The sequence below is a fragment of the Vibrio crassostreae genome, assembly GCF_041439375.1.
Lineage (GTDB): Bacteria > Pseudomonadota > Gammaproteobacteria > Enterobacterales > Vibrionaceae > Vibrio > Vibrio crassostreae_D.
On sequence record NZ_JBGONY010000039.1, the window covers coordinates 1 to 21,633 of the forward strand.

The 21,633-nt window shown below is 44.7% G+C and carries 19 protein-coding genes and 1 pseudogene; 13 read left to right on the plus strand and 7 right to left on the minus strand.

The window, feature by feature from the left end; translation table 11 throughout:
• Window positions 1–561 precede the first annotated feature (561 nt).
• From ACED45_RS15825 to ACED45_RS15850, 6 genes are all read left to right on the plus strand, one after another.
• Window positions 562–936, plus strand: coding sequence for a c-type cytochrome (locus ACED45_RS15825; protein WP_048660315.1), 375 nt, complete (start codon window positions 562–564; stop codon window positions 934–936).
• A 37-nt stretch (window positions 937–973) separates the two neighbouring features.
• Window positions 974–2,398 (plus strand): cytochrome-c oxidase, cbb3-type subunit I, encoded by a 1,425-nt coding sequence (gene ccoN / locus ACED45_RS15830; protein WP_371714433.1) that lies wholly within the window; start codon window positions 974–976, stop codon window positions 2,396–2,398.
• Complete coding sequence (locus ACED45_RS15835) at window positions 2,399–3,013, plus strand: cbb3-type cytochrome c oxidase subunit II (RefSeq protein ID WP_146490171.1); 615 nt, start codon at window positions 2,399–2,401, stop codon at window positions 3,011–3,013. It abuts the gene before it with no gap.
• Window positions 3,010–5,166, plus strand: coding sequence for a c-type cytochrome (locus ACED45_RS15840; protein ID WP_371714434.1), 2,157 nt, complete (start codon window positions 3,010–3,012; stop codon window positions 5,164–5,166). The genes ACED45_RS15835 and ACED45_RS15840 overlap by 4 nt, the downstream gene beginning before the upstream one ends.
• Window positions 5,167–5,463: 297 nt before the next feature.
• Entirely contained in the window at window positions 5,464–5,691 is a 228-nt protein-coding gene (locus ACED45_RS15845; protein ID WP_004730426.1) for a PAS factor family protein, read from the plus strand.
• 226 nt (window positions 5,692–5,917) lie between these two features.
• On the plus strand, window positions 5,918–6,100 hold the full coding sequence (locus ACED45_RS15850; RefSeq protein WP_004730424.1) for a hypothetical protein: 183 nt from the start codon (window positions 5,918–5,920) through the stop codon (window positions 6,098–6,100).
• A gap of 108 nt (window positions 6,101–6,208) precedes the next feature.
• On the opposite strand, the gene ACED45_RS15855 is transcribed toward ACED45_RS15850, so the two are convergent.
• The 7 genes and pseudogenes from ACED45_RS15855 to ACED45_RS15885 all read right to left on the minus strand — a co-directional run bounded on the left by ACED45_RS15855 (window position 6,209) and on the right by ACED45_RS15885 (window position 15,752).
• On the minus strand, window positions 6,209–7,501 hold the full coding sequence (locus ACED45_RS15855) for an alpha/beta fold hydrolase (RefSeq protein ID WP_371714435.1): 1,293 nt from the start codon (window positions 7,499–7,501) through the stop codon (window positions 6,209–6,211).
• Between the two features lie 383 nt (window positions 7,502–7,884).
• Complete coding sequence (locus tag ACED45_RS15860) at window positions 7,885–8,622, minus strand: DUF3726 domain-containing protein (RefSeq protein ID WP_048660319.1); 738 nt, start codon at window positions 8,620–8,622, stop codon at window positions 7,885–7,887.
• Window positions 8,619–10,423 (minus strand): annotated as a pseudogene (locus tag ACED45_RS15865) (hypothetical protein). Before ACED45_RS15865 ends, ACED45_RS15860 begins: the two are co-directional and overlap by 4 nt.
• Before the next feature lie 227 nt (window positions 10,424–10,650).
• Entirely contained in the window at window positions 10,651–12,258 is a 1,608-nt protein-coding gene (locus ACED45_RS15870) for a BCCT family transporter (RefSeq protein ID WP_371714436.1), read from the minus strand.
• Window positions 12,259–12,488: 230 nt separating this feature from the next.
• The gene (locus ACED45_RS15875) at window positions 12,489–13,484 is read right to left on the minus strand and encodes a membrane dipeptidase (protein WP_371714437.1); all 996 of its coding nucleotides are present in this window, start codon (window positions 13,482–13,484) and stop codon (window positions 12,489–12,491) included.
• A gap of 209 nt (window positions 13,485–13,693) precedes the next feature.
• On the minus strand, window positions 13,694–15,154 hold the full coding sequence (locus ACED45_RS15880; protein ID WP_285954672.1) for an aldehyde dehydrogenase family protein: 1,461 nt from the start codon (window positions 15,152–15,154) through the stop codon (window positions 13,694–13,696).
• A 199-nt stretch (window positions 15,155–15,353) separates the two neighbouring features.
• A complete protein-coding gene (locus tag ACED45_RS15885; protein WP_017060835.1) occupies window positions 15,354–15,752 on the minus strand; it encodes a RidA family protein in 399 nt (132 codons plus the stop codon).
• 157 nt (window positions 15,753–15,909) lie between these two features.
• Here ACED45_RS15885 and ACED45_RS15890 point away from each other — a divergent pair, with 157 nt between their 5' ends.
• The 7 genes from ACED45_RS15890 (at window position 15,910) to atpA (ending at window position 21,604) form a co-directional block, all read left to right on the plus strand.
• The gene (locus ACED45_RS15890; protein WP_146490164.1) at window positions 15,910–16,791 is read left to right on the plus strand and encodes a LysR family transcriptional regulator; all 882 of its coding nucleotides are present in this window, start codon (window positions 15,910–15,912) and stop codon (window positions 16,789–16,791) included.
• A gap of 718 nt (window positions 16,792–17,509) precedes the next feature.
• Window positions 17,510–17,911, plus strand: coding sequence for an ATP synthase subunit I (locus ACED45_RS15895; protein WP_371714438.1), 402 nt, complete (start codon window positions 17,510–17,512; stop codon window positions 17,909–17,911).
• A gap of 1 nt (window position 17,912) precedes the next feature.
• Window positions 17,913–18,683 (plus strand): F0F1 ATP synthase subunit A, encoded by a 771-nt coding sequence (atpB, locus tag ACED45_RS15900; protein ID WP_048608583.1) that lies wholly within the window; start codon window positions 17,913–17,915, stop codon window positions 18,681–18,683.
• 45 nt (window positions 18,684–18,728) lie between these two features.
• Entirely contained in the window at window positions 18,729–18,965 is a 237-nt protein-coding gene (gene atpE / locus ACED45_RS15905; RefSeq protein ID WP_004730405.1) for a F0F1 ATP synthase subunit C, read from the plus strand.
• A gap of 54 nt (window positions 18,966–19,019) precedes the next feature.
• Entirely contained in the window at window positions 19,020–19,490 is a 471-nt protein-coding gene (locus tag ACED45_RS15910; RefSeq protein WP_017060839.1) for a F0F1 ATP synthase subunit B, read from the plus strand.
• 11 nt (window positions 19,491–19,501) lie between these two features.
• Window positions 19,502–20,053, plus strand: coding sequence for a F0F1 ATP synthase subunit delta (locus tag ACED45_RS15915; RefSeq protein ID WP_048608584.1), 552 nt, complete (start codon window positions 19,502–19,504; stop codon window positions 20,051–20,053).
• 9 nt (window positions 20,054–20,062) lie between these two features.
• The gene (atpA, locus tag ACED45_RS15920; protein WP_371714439.1) at window positions 20,063–21,604 is read left to right on the plus strand and encodes a F0F1 ATP synthase subunit alpha; all 1,542 of its coding nucleotides are present in this window, start codon (window positions 20,063–20,065) and stop codon (window positions 21,602–21,604) included.
• Window positions 21,605–21,633: the final 29 nt, after the last annotated feature.

The following is a 21,633-nucleotide window of genomic DNA, read 5'->3' on the forward strand; positions in this document are numbered from 1 at the left end:
ATAATCACCCATACTGGCCGTTTCTATCTGAGATCCAATTAGGAAACAAAGCCCCTAGATGGTCAAATACAGTGAGTTGCGATGCAGCGAAAATAGAAAATGAACACAATGAAAGTACAAACAACAGTGCAGTTCTCATTTTAAACTCCGTTTTAAAAAGGTCACTAACCTGAGTTTAGTCCATATTGGCCATTTGACTTGCTTAGACATTGCCTTATTTTTGATTCGTACAACTCAACCCTGACTAAATAACATTTCACCTTATAATCCAGCGCGAACACAACCTTTGCTCCTTCCCAGATAATCATTCGCTCACGTTTATCTAGTAGAAATCTCTGCTTTTTAAACACCTTGAGTAATCCAATCCAGCCACTGAATACGTAGTGACCAATAAAAATGAGTCAGCAAGTAGCGAGAATGCCTGTCGCTGCATAACCTTTAATCGAACGTAAGCAGTTTTAAGAGCCTGTTTATCTGGTATCTGTCGCTTCATATTACGCCAGCCGATATCGAGCGTCGCTCTTAGAAAGCTAACTCACTTCATAATCAAGGGAATCGATAATGAGTTTATACAAGCGAAAATTTAACCCCATGACGACACTTTCTACCTTAGTAATGACGCTGGTCATGTTTCCTGTTTCTGCTGAAGTTGATCAAGAGCAATTCGAATTGGGTAAGCAAAAAGCCAAAGTGTGTATGACCTGTCATGGCGTTGATGGTATTTCTACACAAGACCCTTACCCCAACCTTCGCGGCCAAAAAGTGGGTTACCTAATCTCTTCACTGAAAGATTACCAGACTCGAGAAAGAACCAGTGGTTTAGCGATTCTCATGCAGCAACAAGCCGACACGCTCTCAGACCAAGATATCCGCGACATTTCCTATTTCTATTCAATGCTTGGTAACGATTCGAGCGAAATCGGCGATTCAAATTAAGTCAGCGGTTCAAACCCCCTAGGCAAGGAGCCTTGTTATGGAACAAGTGACAACGCAATACAGCATTAAGGTCGTGAAGTACTTCATCGTCGCATCCTTAGTGTGGGCGATTGTAGGTATGATCATCGGCGTGATTCTCGCCGCGCAATTATATTGGCCAGTCTTAAACTTTGATTCTCAATACTTCCAATTTGGTCGACTGCGTCCGCTACATACATCAGGAGTGATTTACGGCTTCGTCGTGAATATCTTGATGGGGACCTCATTGTACATTGCCCAACGAACGGGCCATTGTGACTTGTTCAATAAAAGCCTTTCATGGATGGTATTTTGGGGCTGGCAATTCATCCTGTTGCTTGCAGTCATTTCCTTACCCGCAGGCCACACTACTTCAAAAGAGTATGCGGAGCTTGAATGGCCAATCGACTTAATGATTGTGCTGGTTTGGGTGCTTTATGCGGTGTTGTTCTTTGGCACCCTTGCTAAGCGGAAGGTCAGCCATATCTTTGTGGCAAACTGGTTCTTTGCTGCTTTCATTATCGTCGTTGCCATGATTTTCATCGTCAACAACCTCGCGATACCAGTGTTGGCGATGAAGTCCTACTCTGTATTTGCTGGGGCTCAAGATGCAATTGTTCAGTGGTGGTGGGGACATAATGCCGTCGGTTTCTTACTGACCGCTGGTGTGATTGGTATGAATTACTATTTCATACCCAAAGCGGCGGATCGACCTATCTATTCGTACCGTTTGTCTGTGATCCATTTCTGGGGCTTGGTTGGCTTCTACACATGGGCCGGAACGCACCATTTAGTTTATTCTTCCGTTCCTATATGGATTCAGAACATCGGTATCGTGATGTCATTAATCCTATGGCTCCCTTCTTGGGCCGGTGCGTTCAATAGCGCAATGACCCTTTTACAAAACAAGGAAAAGCTGAAATCCGACTACATTCTTTTATTCTTTTTCTCAGCGATTCTTTACTACTGTTTGGCGACATTCGAAGGTCCACTGCTTGCCATTCGTTGGTTCAACATGGTGGCACACAACACCGAGTGGATCATAGGACACGTACATTCCGCAGCTCTTGGATGGGTTGGGATGTCAGGGATAGCGGTTTTTTACTATTTCATTCCACGCTTATGGGGCCAAACCGACCTTTGGTCGCGACGACTGATTAAATGGCACTTTTGGCTCGCTCATGCTGGCGTCGCCATCTATGCAATAGCACTTTGGATCGCAGGCATCGGTGAGGGTTATATGTGGCTCGCTCAAAATGAAAATGGCGAACTGATTTACAGTTTTGTAGAAGCTATGGACTTTAAAGCACCTTGGCTATTCATGCGTTTCTTTGGCGGTGCGCTGTTTGTACTTGGATTGTTCTTAATGGCATTCAACTTGTACAAAACGGTTCGTATGCCAACCGTACATGACGCTAAACACACCGTTAATGAGGGGGCTTAAATGATGAGTAAAGACTTTACACATTCAATCGTCATTTTAATTTTGACCACCGTTGTTGTCGCCTCCTTCTCTTTATTAGTTTGGGTAGTACCAAGCATTGTCCGTGGAGACGATATTGCCAAAGGCAGTTTAGCGATGCCGCTCACACCTATTGAGTTAGCAGGCCGAGACATCTACATCAGTGAAGGCTGCCATGTTTGTCACACACAAATGGTTCGCCCTCTTGAGCCAGAAGTGAAACGAAATGGTCGCCCGAACCAAGAAGCAGACGATATCTATGAGTTTCCTAACTTGTGGGGCTCTAAACGTACTGGCCCAGACCTCACTAACTTAGGTAGAAAGTATTCTGACCAATGGCATGTTATTCACTTAATTGATCCTCGAAAAGTCGTACCGACATCGATCATGCCCTCTTACCCGTGGCTGTTTGAGCAGACTCTGACTGGCGATGATATCAGCGCCAAAATGGAAGTGTTACGTACCTTAGGAGTGCCTTATACCGATCAAGAAATTGGTGAAGCCCGTTTGCAAGTAAGAGGCAAAACCAAAGGTGAAGCGCTGATTCGCTATTTACAAAGCCTGGGTAAAGATACGTCACAGGAGGTATCACAATGAGCACATTCTGGAATCTATGGGCGGTACTCTTAACCTTAATATTCTTTGTTCTGATGGTGTCTGTTGTCGTTAAATACTGGCGTAGCAATCACAAGGCCGATCACGACCACACCATTGGCACCTTTGATGGCATTGAAGAGAAAGACGCACCACCACCTAAACTGCTGTTTGTCAGTTATGCGGTCGCGTTCTTACTCTCAGCCGGTTACTTGGTGCTATACCCGGGGCTTGGTGAATGGGAAGGCTTGGTCGATTGGGAGCAGAGCGACGATAAGCTCAGTTCACCATCTACCACTCTCAATGAGCAATTTTCACAAACCAGTGACACCACGTTAGAAGGATTAGCTGCGGTCCCAGAGATTGTGAACAGCGGTAGGATTCTGTTCCAAACTCACTGCGCCGCTTGTCACCGAGATAATGCTCAGGGACAAAAGCACTTTCCCAATCTGATAGACCAAGAATGGCTTTATGGTGGCAGTGATGAAGCTGTGATTCATTCGATAGCTAAAGGTCGGAACGGTGCTATGCCGGGTTGGAGTGAAATCATGCGCCCAGATGAGGTGGCAAAAGTCTCCTACTATCTAGCCTCTCTCAACCAACGTCATACCGATGTGCCGGAGATTAAAGTCGAGCTCGGTAAAACCTTGTTCGTCAAATACTGTTCGTCTTGTCATGCCGATGGTGCTGTCGCTAATCCAGCGATTGGCGTACCTGATCTTTCCGATGATATCTGGCTTCACGGCGGAAGTATTGAAGAGATTCAGCACACCATCAATTACGGTTTGAACAACCTAATGCCTGCGTTTGATAAGCAGCTCACCGAGAACGAAATACTCGCGCTTGGGGCTTATATACGACACGCTGGTGAAGTAGAGCAACAAAGGCTCGCGAGTTTGAAAGCATCATCTGTTGAGCGCGGAGAATATCTCGCTTATGCCGGTGACTGTGTGGCTTGTCATAGTGCAGAAGGTGGAGAACCCTTTGCTGGCGGCCTGCCCTTTGTTACCCCTTTCGGCACCGTGTATTCAACCAACATAACGCCACACACCACCGAAGGTATTGGGACTTATGACTTCGATGATTTCCGAGCCGCGTTAGTTGCAGGTAAAGGTAAGAATGGTTACCTGTACCCTGCAATGCCTTACACCTCTTATCAATACCTCACCGACCAAGACATGGTTGATTTATGGGAATACATGCAGTCAATCACCGCCGTGCCGCGACGCAATGATGACAACAGCATGATGTTTCCATCCAATATTCGCTTAGGTTTGCTTGGCTGGAACATCGTCTTTATGGATACAGACCCTATTGATTACGAAGTACCAGAGGAACTTAAGGGAGAAATTGATGATGTCGATAAATGGCAACAAGGCAAATATTGGGTCGCAGGTCTTGGTCACTGTTCTGAGTGCCATACCCCACGAAATATTGCCCAAGCTCTAATACCAGAACGTATTTTCCAAGGTAACTTAATTGATGGTTGGAATGCGCCTGATATCACAGCCAATGAGCTCTATATCGATGGTTGGGATGAAGCAATACTCACCGACTTCTTACACACAGGTCATTCAGACAAAGGAACTGCTTTTGCGGGTATGGCTGACGTAGTAAAGAACAGTCTGAGTTTGATGACGCGTGAAGACGTTGAATCGATGTCTTATTACCTTCTCAGCGGAGACGTCAACAACACCATCGCTAGTGACGCAGTACCGTTACAACCTAAAGGGTTTGATGAGGCCGCGTATAACAGAGAAATCTACGCCACATATCGTCAAACCTGTGGGGCGTGTCATGGTGACGATGGTAAAGGTCGCGACCCTATCGCCCCTACTCTGTTGAACAACGGTATCATCATGCACAGCGACCCATTCAACACCATTGCGGTAACTGTTCGCGGTTTACAACCGACCTACCTTGACAAGGATAGAAACTTCATGCCAATGGCAAGCTTTGAAGATGTCCTATCGGATCAGAGACTGGCTGAGTTGATCACCTTCGTCCGATTGTACCTTGGAGACAGGCAAGAACCAGTAACCGCAGAGCATGTTCGAGAGGTAAGAGAAACACTTGAAGCAGCAGGTTATGCGGGCGGATTACACACCACGCCTGAAATGTACGAAAATCGAGATAAGAACATTAACATTCGCTAGGTTCTCGACGTATTCGATTAGCTCAGCAAGTAGCAAGTAGCAAGTAGCAAGTAGCAAGTAGCAAGTAGCAAGTAGCAAGTAAGTTTAAATATTGATTAATAAACCCAAAGGAGACCAGTGCGTCTCCTTTTCTTTTTGCCATAACCCGAGTTTTCGATACCTTGCCGTACAACACAATTGTAACTAACTGATTACACAATTAAGCAGAGCTGCACATAATGCGATCAATCTCGCAGAACAAAGATGACACCAAGTGCATAATATGCAAAATTTTCTAAAGATGTACTAAGGACAGTTATGGATACAACTACACTCATCTACGATACGTTGGAAGGCCTGTCGAGCGCAAAGCCACAGCAACACGCTCAAATCCGCCAAAATCTATATAACCAATTAGATTTATCATTTGAGAAGCAGTTGGCTTTATATTCATCAGTTCTTGGTCCAGCAAGTGCTGGTAGATTGACCGACTTGGATAGTGCAGTGATGTCTGCACGCAAGATTGTTGGCCTAGAAAACAGCTAATCAATCTTCAACCTATCTCTACTTTAACGCTGCCATTGTGCAGCGTTTTTTTATGGACGCGATTTACGATAAGGACGGTTGGTTACGATAAGTGCAATAGGGCCTTTTTTTCAAGTTACTCGCATTCTCATTTGGTTAATCTTATGTTCCATTTTTAACAGGTGTGCAACCTCAATAATGGCGCTAATGTTAGTAGCACGTTAACCACACATCCGATGGAAGAATCATGAGAGTACTAATTGAATATACACAAACAGGCAAATATCGTGACCATGCGTGGGAAGCATTAACGATTCGTTCAAAAGGCGAAATTCAAGCTGTGACTCCCTCTTATGCGGCTCAGCTTATCGAACAGAACCGCGCCAGCTTATCGACCACTGAAAATCAAGATATCGTCATCCAACCTTAATGGCTTCAAGGGCTACCCCTCCTAGTTCCTTAAATCGAATAGTTCGATGACATAAAAAAAACGCTGCACGGATGCAGCGTTTTCTTGTTTCTGGCAGGGAAAAATTAATTATTTTGGCAAGTTTTCTAATGCATCAACCATCGTCATTAACTTATCGACGATTCGTTCGCCATCCACTCTCAAACCATTGTGCTCATACTCGTTGGTAATCCACGCTTTCGAGTTTGGAATATTAGCCAGTGTTTCGCGGCTGTAATCCAGTTCTACGTACATGTCATCTGCGTAAACTGCACACGCCATTGGAACCGTATTCTTACTTAGCTGTTCTGCGTTGTACAAAGTGCCCCAGTCCGACTTTTCAGCCAGCATGTTCGCCGCTTCACGCAGTGGCTTCAGTGTTTCTAATTGGTCGAACATCCATGGATAAACCATTTCGCCAGTAAACCAGAATTCACTGCCCGATTGATAGTTGAAATGCGGATACTGCTCACGCACGCGATGTGCCGACCAGTTAGACGCTGTGCCTTGGCAGTAAATCGATTCATGCAGAATCGCGTAAATAGGGTTTGTTAGGTAGCCCTGCTCTTGCTGCATTTGATTTAGGAAGCTGTAGCTCAGCTGCTTGTTACCGTTCACTTCAACAAACGCACTCTCTAGTGTGAAGTACATAGGAAGGTTTGCTTCACCGCCACCAAGGTTAATACCAATCAATTGGAACTGTTCAACCGTAAACACCTGACCGTTTGGCAGTCTCACGTCGTTGTTAAGCAGGTAATCAGAGATCTCACGACACATAGCTTGCGCTTGTGGGAACTGAGCAAAGAAGGCTCTGTTTTTGTCTTCTACACGCTTGTAGGTCGCACGATACACATCGTCAGCTTCGCGTTCGATAGAAGGTATACCGCCCGTGACATAACAGCACTTTAGGCTTTGTGGGAACAGCGACAAGTAGCTCAATGTGCAGAAGCCACCAAAGCTCTGGCCAATCGTCGACCACTGTTTAACACCGAACTGCTCACGAATCGCTTCCGCGTCACGAACGATGTTATCGGCTCTGAAATGAGTTAGGTATTCAGCTTGCTGCTCTGGAGACAGGTGCGCCAATGTTTCGTGGCTGATCACCGTACTGTTGCCTGTACCACGTTGATCAAGAAGCAGAACACGGTAGTTTTGCAATGCACGCTTTAGCCAACCTGATTGGCCGCTAACACGTGGAGAAGGAAAACCCGGGCCGCCTTGAAAGTAGATCAACCACGGCAGCTCTTGCGCATCTTTAGCGAGATCAACCAGCTCGCGTGCGAAGACTTGGATCTGTTGTCCATCTTTTGCTTGGTAATCGAGTGGCAACTCAAAAGAGTGCTGACGATACAGGGTGGTTCCATCAATAAAGTTAGCTTGCACGCTTCATTCCTTTTTATCTGATTCTAAAGTCATCGGTACGAATAAAAACGGCGCCCATTGGCACCTTTAGTTAGCAAGATACGCATAGTGGCTTGTAAAAGAAACCGTTTGTTTAACATGAATGTGAAGGTGCTACATCTAATCGCTTAATTTACCTTCAACGCGTAACAACTTGTGTCAAAACAGAGAGTTTAAGGTTTGATCTATTGAGAGGAAGAATAAAAAATGCGGCACAAATAAAAAGAGCTTAACGAGGTGAGGATACGTTAAGCTCTTTGGTTTTATCTGTTGTAGATGATGCTTTTAAGTTCAATAAGCTCAGGCTTTATAGGCTCAGTTTCTATAAGCTAAATATCTATAAACTTAGTTTCTATAACTTATAGCTAAGAAGCTTCTAGTTCACCTGCACCTTGAATTGAACGTTGGCTGTTTTCAACAAGGATAGCCGTCGCCGTTTCTTTCAACGCGCCCCACTCTCCATCGTCAACTTCAATGCCTTCATTCCACGCCTTCTCTTGAGTTTTAAAAAGCGCTTCCGATTCAATGTGTGTTTGGTAGCCATCTGACAAACGTTCGATATCGAAATCCTGGACGGAAAGCTCGATGGTCATATTGTGGATATGATCGTCCGATGCCAGAGGCAAATCTGATAAAAACAGTTCTGGTGCAACGCAACCACGGTTGAGCACATACAAAGTGCTCTTAGGGTTGGATCCGTTGTCCCAACGTGCAGTACACGCGATGCCTTTCGCGGCCAGTTTCACAAGCTCGCTATACGCTAGCCAGCGGTTATGACAGTTGTTGAGCTCAATTTTCAACGTCTTCTTGCCGACCATTTTTTCAATCGCGTAATCCATCACCACTGGAAGGTGGCACGCCAAACTTGCCTTGTGCAGATCAACTTCAACCGTGTTATCACTAAGCACTTGAATGTCCACTGGGCAATCGTCTTCTAGCCCAATGAAGTTGCTCGCATTGTTAAAATGACGAACACCATCCAAACCGACCATTTGTAAATCTGCCACCATGTTCGCTATCACATCGGCTTCACCACATGTACGACGCATACCCAGAAAGGCTTTATTGACGGCCGCTACCAGTTCATTGTGAGAAACGATCATAACGATTTACCTCCATGTTGAGCGTTGATGTGTGTAGTAGATTTTTGAGAGTCAGCAAGCTCCGCTTCACTTGGTAAGACTGGGAACACCCATTCGTCCTGATGAATTTCATCAAGCAGTGGTGCACCTTGGAAAAACGTCACTCGTACCCAACGGTCTGAGCGAGGATCAAACTTAGTCGCGCCAAACATCGCAAGCTTGCAACGCAGTAAATGCATTGGTGGCGAATCTTGATGCAGCACATTCATTTGAATGTCGCCCATCGCCTTGTTGCCTAGCGTCCATACACGACGAGCTATCGCACGGTGCTGAGGTTGCTTAACAAGGAACTCAGCTAATGAAAGCTCTGGCGCAAACTGCAATAAAGCATGGTACAAACGGTAAGCTTGACGACCTATATCCAACGGCAGTTCACGCTCTTCACCTAGCTCCTCACCTCGCACTCCAAGCCTTGGCTCTTCTTTGTCTTGAGAGCGATACCAAAACCAGTAGTTGTTCTGTGCTTTGGTAAAATCAGTCGTGATCGCCCAACGGTACTTTTCTTCTAATACAACAAGAAGGTCTTGAATCTTTTTGCCACTAGGAAGCGACAGTGTTTCGCTGCAATTCATATGCTCTTGATGGGCGTCCACTAATTCTGGGTACAATTCCATCAAGCATGAGATAAGGATTTCTTGGGCTTCCATACTCATGTGCTTAGATTGTTCAACTAGCTGCGCCCATGTATCACATTGGCTGACAGACTCTTCTAGCGATTGCTCTGCGTGTTTCAACTCATCCACAGCTTCTTTGTTCAGATCTTGCTGGTTTTCATTGATGGTAACGACTTGTTCTAAATGACAAATCGCTTTTTTAACTAATGTACGTAGTGGTTCAATCAATGCCTTCTCCGTGTGACTAGCTAACACGTCAGCTAATGCATGTTCACGAGTAGTCATCCATTGATCGACAATACTTGGGTGGTTAATCAAATATGGCGCCATGCCTAAACCAGTAGCATTACCCACACCTAGGTAGCGTTGTAAACCTCTGTGCAAGGTAATCGCCTGTTCTCCGCCTTGTTGCTCCGCTAGGTAATGAACCCAATCTAGGCTGAACTCACGCAGCATATAAACCGCACACATTTGCGCACTAAACGACTGATTAAAATCTTCATTTTTCTCTAAGACTTTAAAGTCAGCAATTCCAAATTTTCCATTGCCGTATACCGCTGTCGTTCGCAGGATGTAACCCACTTCAGCCAGCTCTTTTGGTGTTGGTTGAACACCTTTAGCCAAGTGACTAACGATATGTTCAAACACACGTACACTTTTGTTTGCACGCGCTAAAACAAGCACATTGTTAGGATTACGGCCGGCTTCTTGTAGCGGTACATTCGCACGAAGTCTCTCAAGTAGGGTGACATCAACATCACCAAGAACAAGAGCAAACGTTACGTCCCACTTTTCAGCAATTACACGGTCATTTCGTTCGTCGTCTGCAATCTCATCGCAGAAAACAACCAAATGATAAACATGATTTGGCGTCTCTAGCTTATAGATAACATGACCAAATCCTTGAGTGTCTAGTTGCCACTCATGCTTAGTCACTTTCCATTGCTGTTGTGCCATTTTACGAATCAGAGTTCTTACGAAGCTGATGCGTGTTTGGTGCATTGCACCTAGCCTTTCCGGTGCCATGACGACCGTTGCGTCACGTAGTGCTGATTCAGTGTAGGTAGAACGATGTGCATCCATTTTGCTCACCACCTTTGTAGTTATAAGGGTTTTGCTAGCCATTCAGAACCGATCGTTGCCGTCATTTGAAGCATTGTTGCGACAGTATGTTGGTTAGCTTTCACGTTTTTTGAGGCAAGCGAACTCACCCCTTATTATTTGTCCTGACTAGATCGATTGACCTAAATACGTGCCGCCCGGTGTATCTTCACCAGTACGGTTTTTCTGTTCCTTTCGGAATCTTGCATCAGCCTTCTTTCAAAGGCTGATTTGTTCTTATTTAATCAGTTTCTTGTTTTACAGAGCCTTATCTTTAGAGTCCCTGCTCTTTTGCCATCTTGATTGCGATTTGAGGCGCATTCCAAAGTGATGGCAGCAAGATTAAGGACACCGGTACCGCGGTGATAACAATGAACGATTGCAGCGCTGAAATACCGCCGGCTCCTAGGGAAATCAGAATTAACGCTGTTACCCCCATCATCACCCCCCAAAAGGTACGAATAATTGCATTCGGTTCTGTCTCACCACTGATCACCACACTGATGGTGTAAGTCATTGAGTCACCAGTCGTTACGATGAAGATCGTGGTTAAGATCAAGAACAGAATTGAGATAAGCATTGGCATTGGTAGCTGCTGAGTTACCGCCAGTAGCGCACCTGGTAAGTTAAAGCCTTCGAACGCCTTACTTACGCTGCCCGGATCTGCAATCTCAAACGCAAGGCCAGAGCCGCCAACAATTGTGAACCAGAAACAAGTTACAAACGGTGCGATAAGGCTAATGGTTGATACCAATTGGCGAATACTACGACCGCGTGAAATACGAGCGATGAAGATAGCCATCATTGGGCCGTAACCTAAGAACCAACCCCAGAAGAACACTGTCCACCAGCTCAACCAACCTTCGTCACCACGGTATGTTGCCATTGGGATGAAGTTATCAATCATGCTGCCTACACCTTGGATGTAGCCATTGAAGATGAAGTTTGTTGGGCCGAAGATCAGGATGTAGACCATCAATGCCATTGCCAAAATTACGTTGTAACGGCTTAGCATTTGCATTCCGCGGTTAAGACCACTTAATGCCGATAATGTGTATAGAACGATAGCGAACAGGATGATGATCAACTGCGTTGAGAAGCCATCTGGAATATCAAACAGCGCGTTCAGTGCATAACTCACTTGCAAGCCTAGGAAACCGATAGGACCAATGGTGCCCGCCGCTACTGCGACAATACAACATGCATCAATCAGTGCACCGGTGTGGCCTTTCAGTGCTCTTTCGCCTAATACAGGGTAAAGCAGAATACGAGGTTTAAGCGGTAAGCCTTTGTCGTAGTGAAGGTGCATAACCACTATAGACGTTAAGCTACCCACAATAGCCCATGCTAGGAAACCCCAGTGCATGAATGATTGCGATAAAGCATTCACCGCGCCTTGCTGCGCATTTTCTTGCGCGCCATACAATGGTGGTGGGCTAACGTAGTGAGCGATAGGCTCTGCTGCGGCCCAAAATACACCACCGCCTGCAAGTAGCGTACAGAAGATGATAGCCATCCAACGGAAACCATCCATTTCCGGTTTAGCGATGCCGCCTAGGATAACCTTGCCTGTTCGCCCTGCAGCTAAGCCAAGACCAATAAGAAAAGTCAGAAGAAGAAGCATTTGCCAGTAAGGACCAAATACTTTTACAGACCATGCAAAGCCCGCATTTACTAGGCTTGATAACAGCTCGCCATCAAATAGAGCAAGTGCCACGAACAGAGCGATAAAACCGCCGCTGTACCAAAGTGCTGGGTTGGATAGTCCTAATTTGTCTGACGTAGACTCAGACTCGTTTGTGTTGCTTTTTGCATTAATTGCTGTGTGTGCTTGACCCGCATTTAAGCTAGAAGATTTCACGCTATTGGTTAAATCAGACATACTCTGACTCCAGAGGTTTCTTTGCAGCTGTCATTTAAATGATGACTACAAGGGTGTATTTAACACCTGCCCTATTATTTTTTGTGTTGGGCAGGCTAATCCATGTTTGGGTTACCGCGTTGCGAAATAGACCGTTGTTCCTTTTGAATAGTGAAATTGGTGTAAGCAGCACTTGCTCATTGAACGTTTGTTACAAGGCTGCTAATTCGATGATGGCTCGCGAGAAACCATTAACCCTTGGTTTGAGGCTCTAGGCCATCTTTCAAGAAGTTAAACCAGTTTTCTCCCAAGACTTGCCCAGCTTCAGACTCGCTGAAACCATGACGCATCAATCCGTTATATATGTTTTCCATACCCGCACTACCGCAGAACCAAGGCAACGCATCTGGCCAACCTGAGTTGTTCGCAGAGCCTTCGCCATAGTCCATTGCTTTAGACCAACGACCATTTCTCATCCATTCAAGAACGGCTTGAGGTTGGTTTAAGCATAGGTCACTACCAATACCGAGGTGCTCTACGCCGACCATGTCAGCGGTAGTCGCAACCATTTGGCAGAAGTCTTCCAACGTACATTGGCTGCCGTTTGGTAGGTGAAATGGGTATAAGCTGAATCCGATTAAGCCACCGCGTGCAGTTAGGGCTTTAATCACATCATTTGATTTGTTTCGTAGCGCATCATGAGCAAACGTTGGGTTCGCATGGCTGATACAAATAGGACGAGAAGACAAGTCAATCGCCTCAAGCGTTGAACGCTCGGCACTGTGAGACATATCGATGATCATGCCCACTCGGTTCATCTCTTCGATAGCTTGTTTACCAAAGCGAGTAATACCGGTGTCGTTCTTTTCGTAGCAACCCGTTGCCAATAAGCTCTGGTTGTTGTACGTCAGTTGCATGATCAAAAGACCTTGCTTACGCATCACTTCGATAAGACCGATCTCATCGTCGATTGGAGAACAGTTTTGAGCACCAAGGAAAATGCCGACTTTGCCAGTCGCTTTTGCAGCCTCTACATCAGCCATTGAGTGAATCGGCATGATAAGGTCTGCGTTCTGCTCGAATCTTAAGTTCCACTCTGCAAAGCGAGATAAGGTTTCACGAGCTGTCTCGTGGTAAACCGCGGTAGCGTGAACTGCTGTAATGCCGCTCGCCTTTAGTGTTTGGAAATATTCTCTGTTCCAATTGCAGTATTGCAATCCATCTATAACAATCCGTTGCTGGTACATAACCACTCCTATTGAAAGCTCAGTGTTCTAGCTCGGTTTTGAAAACACGCTCAAATAACATGTTTTCAAAAATGGGTTAAATCACTTATATAAGTTCGTTGCTGCTTTGGTTTTAATGTTGGCCTGACTCTGTGAATCAGGCCAATTCGATAGCTGGATAGCTAGGAAGTTAATATCTTCAGCTATCCAATTCTTATTTAGAAAGTGGATTAGTAAGGACGCTGGTAAGCTGTCTTCACTACTGTGTAGAACTCTTTCGCGTATTGACCTTGCTCACGAGGACCGAAGCTAGACTCTTTACGGCCACCAAACGGTACGTGGTAATCCGTGCCTGCTGTTGGTAGGTTCACCATCACACAACCGGTTTGCGCTTGTTGCTTGAACATCGCGCTAGTACGTAGGCTCTGAGTGATGATGCCGCCCGTTAGACCAAAGCGAGTATCGTTGGTTGTCGCGATAGCCTCTTCTAGGTCAGCAACACGAATCACACTTGCCATTGGTGCAAACACTTCTTCTTGGTTCACTTCCCAATCGTTCTTAGTGTTCAAGAACAGCGTTGGAGACATGTAAAAACCTTCGTGTTGCATGCTCAAGCGTTCACCACCAAATGCCAGCTCACCGCCGCTTTGACGTGCTTTCTCAACCCAACCTAGGTTTGCTTCAAGTTGGTTGCCGTCAACAACAGGCCCCATGAACACGCCGTCTTCTAGTGCGTGACCGACTTTCAGTTCGCTCATACGTTTGATCAGTGCTTCAACGTATTGGTCGTGAATGCCATCCATAACCACTAGACGAGAAGATGCTGTACATTTTTGACCCGCACCAGAGAACGAACCTGCGATAGTCGCATCAACAGCTGTTTGGATATCAGCATCATCAGCAACCACAAGTGCGTTCTTACTGCCCATTTCTAGTTGGCAACGAACGAAGTTTGGCGCTGTAGCAGCTGCAACCTTACGACCTGTATCAACAGAACCAGTAAAGCTCACACCGTTCACTTCTTTAGAGTTGATCAGTGCATCACCTACCGTTGAACCGCTACCTAGTACAAGGTTAAACGTACCTGCAGGGATACCTTGGCGGTGGATGATCTCAGTAAGCGCAACCGCACTTGCTGGTGTTAGGTTTGCTGGTTTCCAGATAACGCTGTTACCGAAAGCCAATGCAGGAGCAATTTTCCAAGCAGCCGTTGCTGTCGGGAAGTTCCAAGGAGAGATGATGCCGATAACGCCTACCGCTTCACGAGTCACTTCTACAGAAACGCCTGGGCGTACTGAATCCGCGTTGTCACCAATTTGACGAAGCACTTCAGCCGCAAAGTATTGGAAGAACTGACCAGCACGGTAAATCTCACCACGACCTTCAGGAAAAGGCTTACCTTCTTCACGAGAAAGAAGCGTGCCTAGCTCATCACAACGTGCAATCAACTCATCACCAATCGCTTGAAGCACCGCTTGCTTGCGTTCAATCGGCGTTTTTTCCCACTCTGGTTGAGCGTGCTTCGCCGCTGAAATCGCTTGTTGAACTTGTTCCGCACTTGCTTGTGCAAAGTTACCGATGTTTTCAGAAATATCTGATGGGTTAATGTTCGCAACGGTACTTACACCCGCTTGCCATTCGCCGCCGATGTAAAGTGCATTTTCTGCTTGAACATTCTGTAATTGAGTCATCATTCTGTCCTTGTAACGGTTAGGTTGCGGTTGAGTCTGGCAACCATCTGGTTAATTAATAAACTGTTAATATTCAGGTAATTAATTGCTAAAATAAGTCGTACATTTTGTATCTAAAGTAAACCCGATCGCTTGTATCAATAAACCGCTTTAATTCAAAAGAGTTTTGATCCGCAAATAGCCTTAGTTCACAGTCGAATTATTCAGGTTGAGACGCCGATGCATAAACCACAAACTCGACTAACATCTCTTCTCTTGCTAGCCCTGCAACAACGACTGCTGCACGATTTGGATAAGGTGCGTTGAAGTATTCTCCGTATACGCTGTTTACCGTTTTCAGGTATTCACGGTCAGTCACGTAAATCAGAACCTGCAGCACAGAATCCATCGATTCGCCTGCACACTCCAAGGTATGAACAAGGTTGTTAAAAGTCTGACGCGTTTGCGCTTCAATACCGCCTTCTACTACCGCGCCCGTTTCATCGATTGGAATCTGCGCAGTGTATAGAGTGCCGTTATTAACGATTGCCCACTCTAGTGGTGCTTTTGAAGCAAAAAGAGAGGTTTTTACTGGGTGTTTTTTAGTTTGTGCGTTCACGATTTCATCCAACTTTGTAACAACTATGTTTCAAGATGGTTAAATACTGCACCTTGACGCCTGATAAATCTAACGGTAAATTTTGTGCATTTGATAAATAAAATCTATCACCTTTCAAAAAGTAAGGTATAGCAAGAGCTAGAGAAGGATCAGTGCCATGAGTATTAAGCTACAACAGTTAAAACATTTTGTTTTAGTGGTCGAAGAAGGGGGATTTCGAGCAGCATCTCACCGAGCAAATCGCTCGCAAGCGGCACTTTCTACATCGATAAAAGAGCTGGAAAAAATACTCGGCCAACCTCTGTTTGAAACAGGCAACAAATCGACACTGACGCCTTTTGGAGAAATATGCTTGCCAAAAATCATTCAATTCTTGAATGTTTACAAAGCATTAGACAATGACCTACGCGCAGCGGCGGCTGGACAACAAGGAAGAGTTCGAATAGCAAGCGTGCCTTCGGTAGCCGCAAAACTAATCCCTAGTGTTTTAGGGGCTTTTTGTGAACAGTACCCAAATGTAGAAGTGAGTTTGATTGATGATAATGCGGCAGGTGTAGAAGCAAGATTACTCTCTGGAGAGGTGGATGTTGCCCTCGGTAATAGCTCCCATTTAGAAGAAGAGAACATCGACTTCACGCCTTTGCTTTCTGATCCGATCGGTGTGGTGTGCCTAAAAGACAATCCTATTGCCTCTCAACGGGAAGGAATCGAATGGCAAACATTGTTAAAACAACCCTTCATTCGTAACGGGACTTGTACCCTACTTGACCCAACACCCGCACGCATGCTCAGCGAACAAGCTTTGTATTCAGTAGAGAACATTACCTCGCTGTTTTCGGTGTTAGAGCTCGGAATAGGCGTAACTACGCTACCTAAACTGGCTTTCCCAACCAACGAAACCCGCTTAGTGTGGATTCCATTAATTGACCCGCCCTTGCAACGACAAATTGGTATTTTCAGATTGTCTGATCGTACGATCTCACCACAAGCACAGGCTTTCCATGACTTATGTGTTCAATACCTCAGTTATGAAGAGTAATAAGAGAGCCTAGATTAAGTAAATTAGGCAGCACTTTGCTGCCATTTACTTCCTCAAAACTCGGTGTCTCTTCTCCCAACCATGCTTCTCACACACCCAATCATCACCATCACTCCTATAACATCAACATTTAGGCGCTGAATTTTCACGCTCGCGTACGCAAATAATGACAAAGTGACAACAATATAAAAAATATTCATTTATTGATAAGGAGCGACGTACGTTTAATATCCCAGACAAACGAAACCTTCCATCCTTGCCTCAAACAAGCGTAATCTCTCTCAAACCACACTTGGCAATTCAGCTTACAAATGAGCCTAAGTGTTTGAATAGTCTTAATTGATAAGATCATAAGTTGATAATTTCGCTCGCAGAACCCTTCCCAAAAGTCCCTCTTTTCCATATGGATAAAGCATCTTAAATATTCATGAATAAAGTAATAAAACGATTACTTTCATAAATGAAAAACTCTCATTTCAAAAATGGAATTATTGATATCAATATTTGTCGTTTTGATCACATAATTTTAGGCGTAATTTATATTTTGTCGAAACGATAGCGAATTAGCTTAATTCGTTTAATTTCGTCAGGAGATATAAAACCAGCAAGGGTTTTTCTTTAAAGCAAATCAAGTGTTATTAACAAGTGAAATGTAGTAACAAGTTAAATTTAAACTGTGTTTTATATTAACTTACACTGTTTAACATAAGGTTTTATTATGAGGCTTAATGGGATTAGTAGCGACATCCTTGTTGCCGCTAAAAGAGTTGTTCTCTGCCAAATAGTATTAGCCATCGGTGTAGTTTTATATGAAGTGTTTTTTGGTAATAAAGTAGATATGGAATCATCAGCTTTGGGCATCGTAATTGCGATGTTGCCACCGCTGTTTGGATTTATATATGCAAGCCTAAAGGTGCGTAAGAATCCTAATTATAGTTTACGTGACTTAATGCAAATGAGTCGTGTCGTAAAAATAACATATACGTTTTTAATGTTTATCTTGGCGTTCCAGTTTTTCAAATTGGATAACCCAGTAATATTATATGCGTACATCTTTACTATGGTTGGATACCTCTTAACACCGTTTATTACCGCCTCTAATAGATCGGAGTACGCGTAGTATGGATCAAGTAACTACCGCTCACGAATACATAGAGCATCACTTAACCTTCTTAACTACAGGTGATGGTTTCTGGGCGTTTAACATTGACTCGATGTTGGTATCTTGGATTACAGGTTTACTTTTCATCGGTGCATTTCGGTATGTAGCCACTCGTGGCACTAGCGGCGTTCCAGGTCGTTTTCAATGTTTTATCGAGCTTGTCTTTGACTTCGTCAATAATCTCGTCAAAGAGATTTTTCAAGCGGAAGATAAATTAATAGGACCACTGGCATTAACCACTTTTGTTTGGGTGCTGTTAATGAATGCAGTCGACCTATTACCCATTGATTTAATCCCGGGGTTAACTCGAGCTGTGGGTCTAGAGCACTTTAGAGACCTACCAACGGCAGACGTAAATATACCAATGTCGATGGCACTCGGTGTGTTTATTCTACTGTTAACCTATACATTTAAAAATAAAGGTTTGAAAGGCTTTATCAAAGAGCTAACTACTCAGCCATTTGATAACCCTCTTTTATATCCTGTTAACTTAGTTCTTGAATTAATAACATTAATTTCAAAGCCAATATCACTAGGCTTACGATTATTCGGAAATATGTATGCAGGCGAGATGATATTCATCCTTATTGCACTAATGCCTTGGTGGATGCAGTGGGCACTGAGTGTACCTTGGGCCTTATTCCACATATTAATCGTATTCTTACAAGCATTTATATTTATGGTACTGACCGTTGTTTATTTAGGAATGGCAACAGAAGAACACCACTAATTAATAACTAAAAAATTAACTAACAAATTATTTTCGGAGATACAAATGGATATCGTAAGCGCAGTTTTATATGTAGCAGGTGCATTACTGATCGGTTTAGGTGCAGCAGGTGCAGCATCTGGTATTGGTAACTTAGCAGGTAAATACCTTGAAGGTGTTGCGCGTCAACCAGACCTTACTCCAATGCTTCGTACTCAATTCTTCATCATGATGGGTCTTGTGGATGCAGTACCGATGATCGGTGTTGGTATCGGTCTATACATCATCTTCGCCGTGGCTTAATCAAACCGCTTTGAAAGATCGATTTATACATAATCAAGATTTAGTGAGGAAGGTATGAACTTAAATGCAAGCATGTTTGGACAAGCAATCTCATTCGTGATTTTTGTTTGGCTGTGCATGAAATATGTATGGCCCCCTCTCACCGCGATGTTAGACGAGCGCCAAAAAGAAATCGCTGATGGTTTACGCCACTCAGAGAACGCTGCGAAAGAGCTAGAACTAGCAAAATCAAATGGCGCGCAACTCATCGAAGATGCAAGAAAAGATGTGACTGAACTGGTTGAGCAAGGCCGAAAACGCCGTAACGAAATCATCAGCTTAGCGCAACAAGAAGCCGAGCAAGAAAAGGCACGCATCTTAGAACAAGGTAGAGCTGAGCTAGAAGGCGAACGCCAAAAGATACGCCGTGAACTTCAGGCGGATATGGCAGATGCAGTGATTCAAAGTGCACAGAAACTGATTAGCAAAAACCTAGATTCCGCAACGAACCGAGCGCTAGTTGACCAAATGATTAGCGAACTCTAAGGAGAGGCAATATGTCAGATTACACCAATATTGCTCATCCCTACGCCAAAGCATCGTTTGAATTTGCTTTAGGTGAAAACCAGTTACAAGAGTGGCACTCAATGCTGTCCATTCTTGTGGCTGTCGCGGAAGAAGAAACGATCGCTAGTCAGATTTCTTCAGCTGAAGGGGCTTCTACACACCAAACAGAAGAGCTGGCAAACCTCATCATTCATATTTGCCAAGGACTCGTTGATGACCACGTCATTAATCTTATTAGAGTCTTGGCCGAGAACGGCCGTCTTTCTGTTGTAAGAGACCTGTTTGAATTGTTCTGCGAGCTAAAGGACGAACATGAGCGTGTAGTGCCTGTCACTGTCACCAGTTCTGAAATGCTGACACAAGATCAAGTTACGTCATTAACAGCTGCACTTGAGAAGAAATTAGAGCGTCAGGTTGAAATGAAGCAGGTTATTGATGACACGTTAGTGGGTGGAATGGTCATCAAGGCGGGTGAAACCGTTATCGATGGTTCTTTAAACACATCAATTGACCGATTGGCTCATCAACTTCACGCGAGATAGGTAACAATTATGCAATTAAACTCAAATGAAATCAGCGATCTAATCAAAGAACGCATCTCGAAATTTAATGTGAGCACCGAGGCTCGCAACGAAGGCACTATCGTATCGGTTCGTGATGGCATCATCACAATCAATGGCCTTGCTGATGTTATGCAAGGTGAGATGATTGAGCTACCAGGTGGCAAATACGCACTCGCACTTAACCTCGATACCCATTCAGTAGGTGCGGTGGTTATGGGCCCCTACACTGACCTCTCTGAAGGTATGAAAGTGAAAGGTACAGGTCGTATCTTAGAAGTACCTGTAGGTAACGGACTTCTTGGCCGTGTCGTGAACACATTAGGCGAGCCAATCGATGGCAAAGGCCCAGTGAGTTGTGACCGACTCGACCCTGTAGAAGTGATTGCACCCGGTGTAATCGAACGTAAGTCTGTTGATCAACCTATTCAAACTGGCTACAAAGCGGTTGATACCATGGTGCCAATCGGTCGTGGTCAACGTGAACTTATCATCGGTGACCGTCAGACGGGTAAAACAGCGTTAGCTATCGATGCGATCATCAATCAGAAAGATTCTGGCATCAAATGTGTGTATGTAGCGATTGGCCAAAAAGCCTCCACTATCGCTAACGTGGTTCGTAAACTCGAAGACCACGATGCGCTTAAAAACACCATCGTAGTCGTGGCATCAGCATCAGAGTCTGCAGCGCTTCAATACCTAGCCCCTTATGCGGGTTGCACCATGGGTGAATACTTCCGTGACCGCGGTGAAGATGCACTGATCATCTATGATGACCTATCAAAACAAGCCGTTGCTTACCGTCAAATCTCATTGCTATTGAAACGCCCACCGGGTCGTGAAGCCTTCCCTGGCGACGTATTCTACCTTCACTCACGCCTACTAGAACGTGCAGCACGAGTGAATGCAGAGTATGTAGAGAAGTTCACTAACGGTGAAGTGAAAGGCCAAACAGGCTCATTAACGGCGCTTCCGATCATTGAAACTCAAGCGGGTGACGTATCAGCGTTTGTACCAACCAACGTAATCTCAATCACCGACGGTCAGGTTTTCCTTCAAACCCAATTGTTTAACTCAGGCTTACGTCCTGCAGTAGATCCAGGTATCTCGGTATCTCGTGTGGGTGGTGCGGCGCAATGCAAGATCATCAAGAAACTGTCTGGTGGTATCCGTACTTCATTAGCTCAATACCGTGAGCTAGCGGCATTCGCTCAGTTCTCTTCTGATTTAGATGAGATGACCCGAAAACAACTCGACCATGGTGAGCGTGTAACCGAATTAATGAAACAAAAGCAATACTCTCCTATGTCGGTCGCTGAGCAAGCAACGGTTATTTACGCAGCAGAGAAAGGCTATCTCGCGGGTGTTGAACTAAACAACATAGCCCGTTTTGAAGAAGAGCTGATCGCTTACGCCAAAGGTCAAAACCCAGCATTATTCGACAAAATTAACGCGACTGGCGATTACAACGACAACATCGAGAGTGCTCTTAAAGAGATTCTAGATGGTTTTGTTGGAATGAAAGCTTGGTAAGTGCTCCGGTTTGTTAGCTGGAAATCAAA

Coding starts and splice junctions, on each gene's coding strand:
- ACED45_RS15825 (WP_048660315.1), top strand. CDS start 562: ATGAGTTTATACAAGCGAAAATTTAACCCCATGACGACACTTTCTACC.
- ACED45_RS15910 (WP_017060839.1), top strand. CDS start 19,020: ATGAACTTAAATGCAAGCATGTTTGGACAAGCAATCTCATTCGTGATT.
- atpA (WP_371714439.1), top strand. CDS start 20,063: ATGCAATTAAACTCAAATGAAATCAGCGATCTAATCAAAGAACGCATC.
- ACED45_RS15845 (WP_004730426.1), top strand. CDS start 5,464: ATGGATACAACTACACTCATCTACGATACGTTGGAAGGCCTGTCGAGC.
- ACED45_RS15840 (WP_371714434.1), top strand. CDS start 3,010: ATGAGCACATTCTGGAATCTATGGGCGGTACTCTTAACCTTAATATTC.
- ACED45_RS15860 (WP_048660319.1), bottom strand. CDS start 8,622: ATGATCGTTTCTCACAATGAACTGGTAGCGGCCGTCAATAAAGCCTTT.
- ACED45_RS15870 (WP_371714436.1), bottom strand. CDS start 12,258: ATGTCTGATTTAACCAATAGCGTGAAATCTTCTAGCTTAAATGCGGGT.
- ACED45_RS15875 (WP_371714437.1), bottom strand. CDS start 13,484: ATGTACCAGCAACGGATTGTTATAGATGGATTGCAATACTGCAATTGG.
- ACED45_RS15915 (WP_048608584.1), top strand. CDS start 19,502: ATGTCAGATTACACCAATATTGCTCATCCCTACGCCAAAGCATCGTTT.
- ACED45_RS15850 (WP_004730424.1), top strand. CDS start 5,918: ATGAGAGTACTAATTGAATATACACAAACAGGCAAATATCGTGACCAT.
- ACED45_RS15880 (WP_285954672.1), bottom strand. CDS start 15,154: ATGACTCAATTACAGAATGTTCAAGCAGAAAATGCACTTTACATCGGC.
- ccoN (WP_371714433.1), top strand. CDS start 974: ATGGAACAAGTGACAACGCAATACAGCATTAAGGTCGTGAAGTACTTC.
- ACED45_RS15835 (WP_146490171.1), top strand. CDS start 2,399: ATGATGAGTAAAGACTTTACACATTCAATCGTCATTTTAATTTTGACC.
- ACED45_RS15890 (WP_146490164.1), top strand. CDS start 15,910: ATGAGTATTAAGCTACAACAGTTAAAACATTTTGTTTTAGTGGTCGAA.
- atpE (WP_004730405.1), top strand. CDS start 18,729: ATGGATATCGTAAGCGCAGTTTTATATGTAGCAGGTGCATTACTGATC.
- atpB (WP_048608583.1), top strand. CDS start 17,913: ATGGATCAAGTAACTACCGCTCACGAATACATAGAGCATCACTTAACC.
- ACED45_RS15895 (WP_371714438.1), top strand. CDS start 17,510: ATGAGGCTTAATGGGATTAGTAGCGACATCCTTGTTGCCGCTAAAAGA.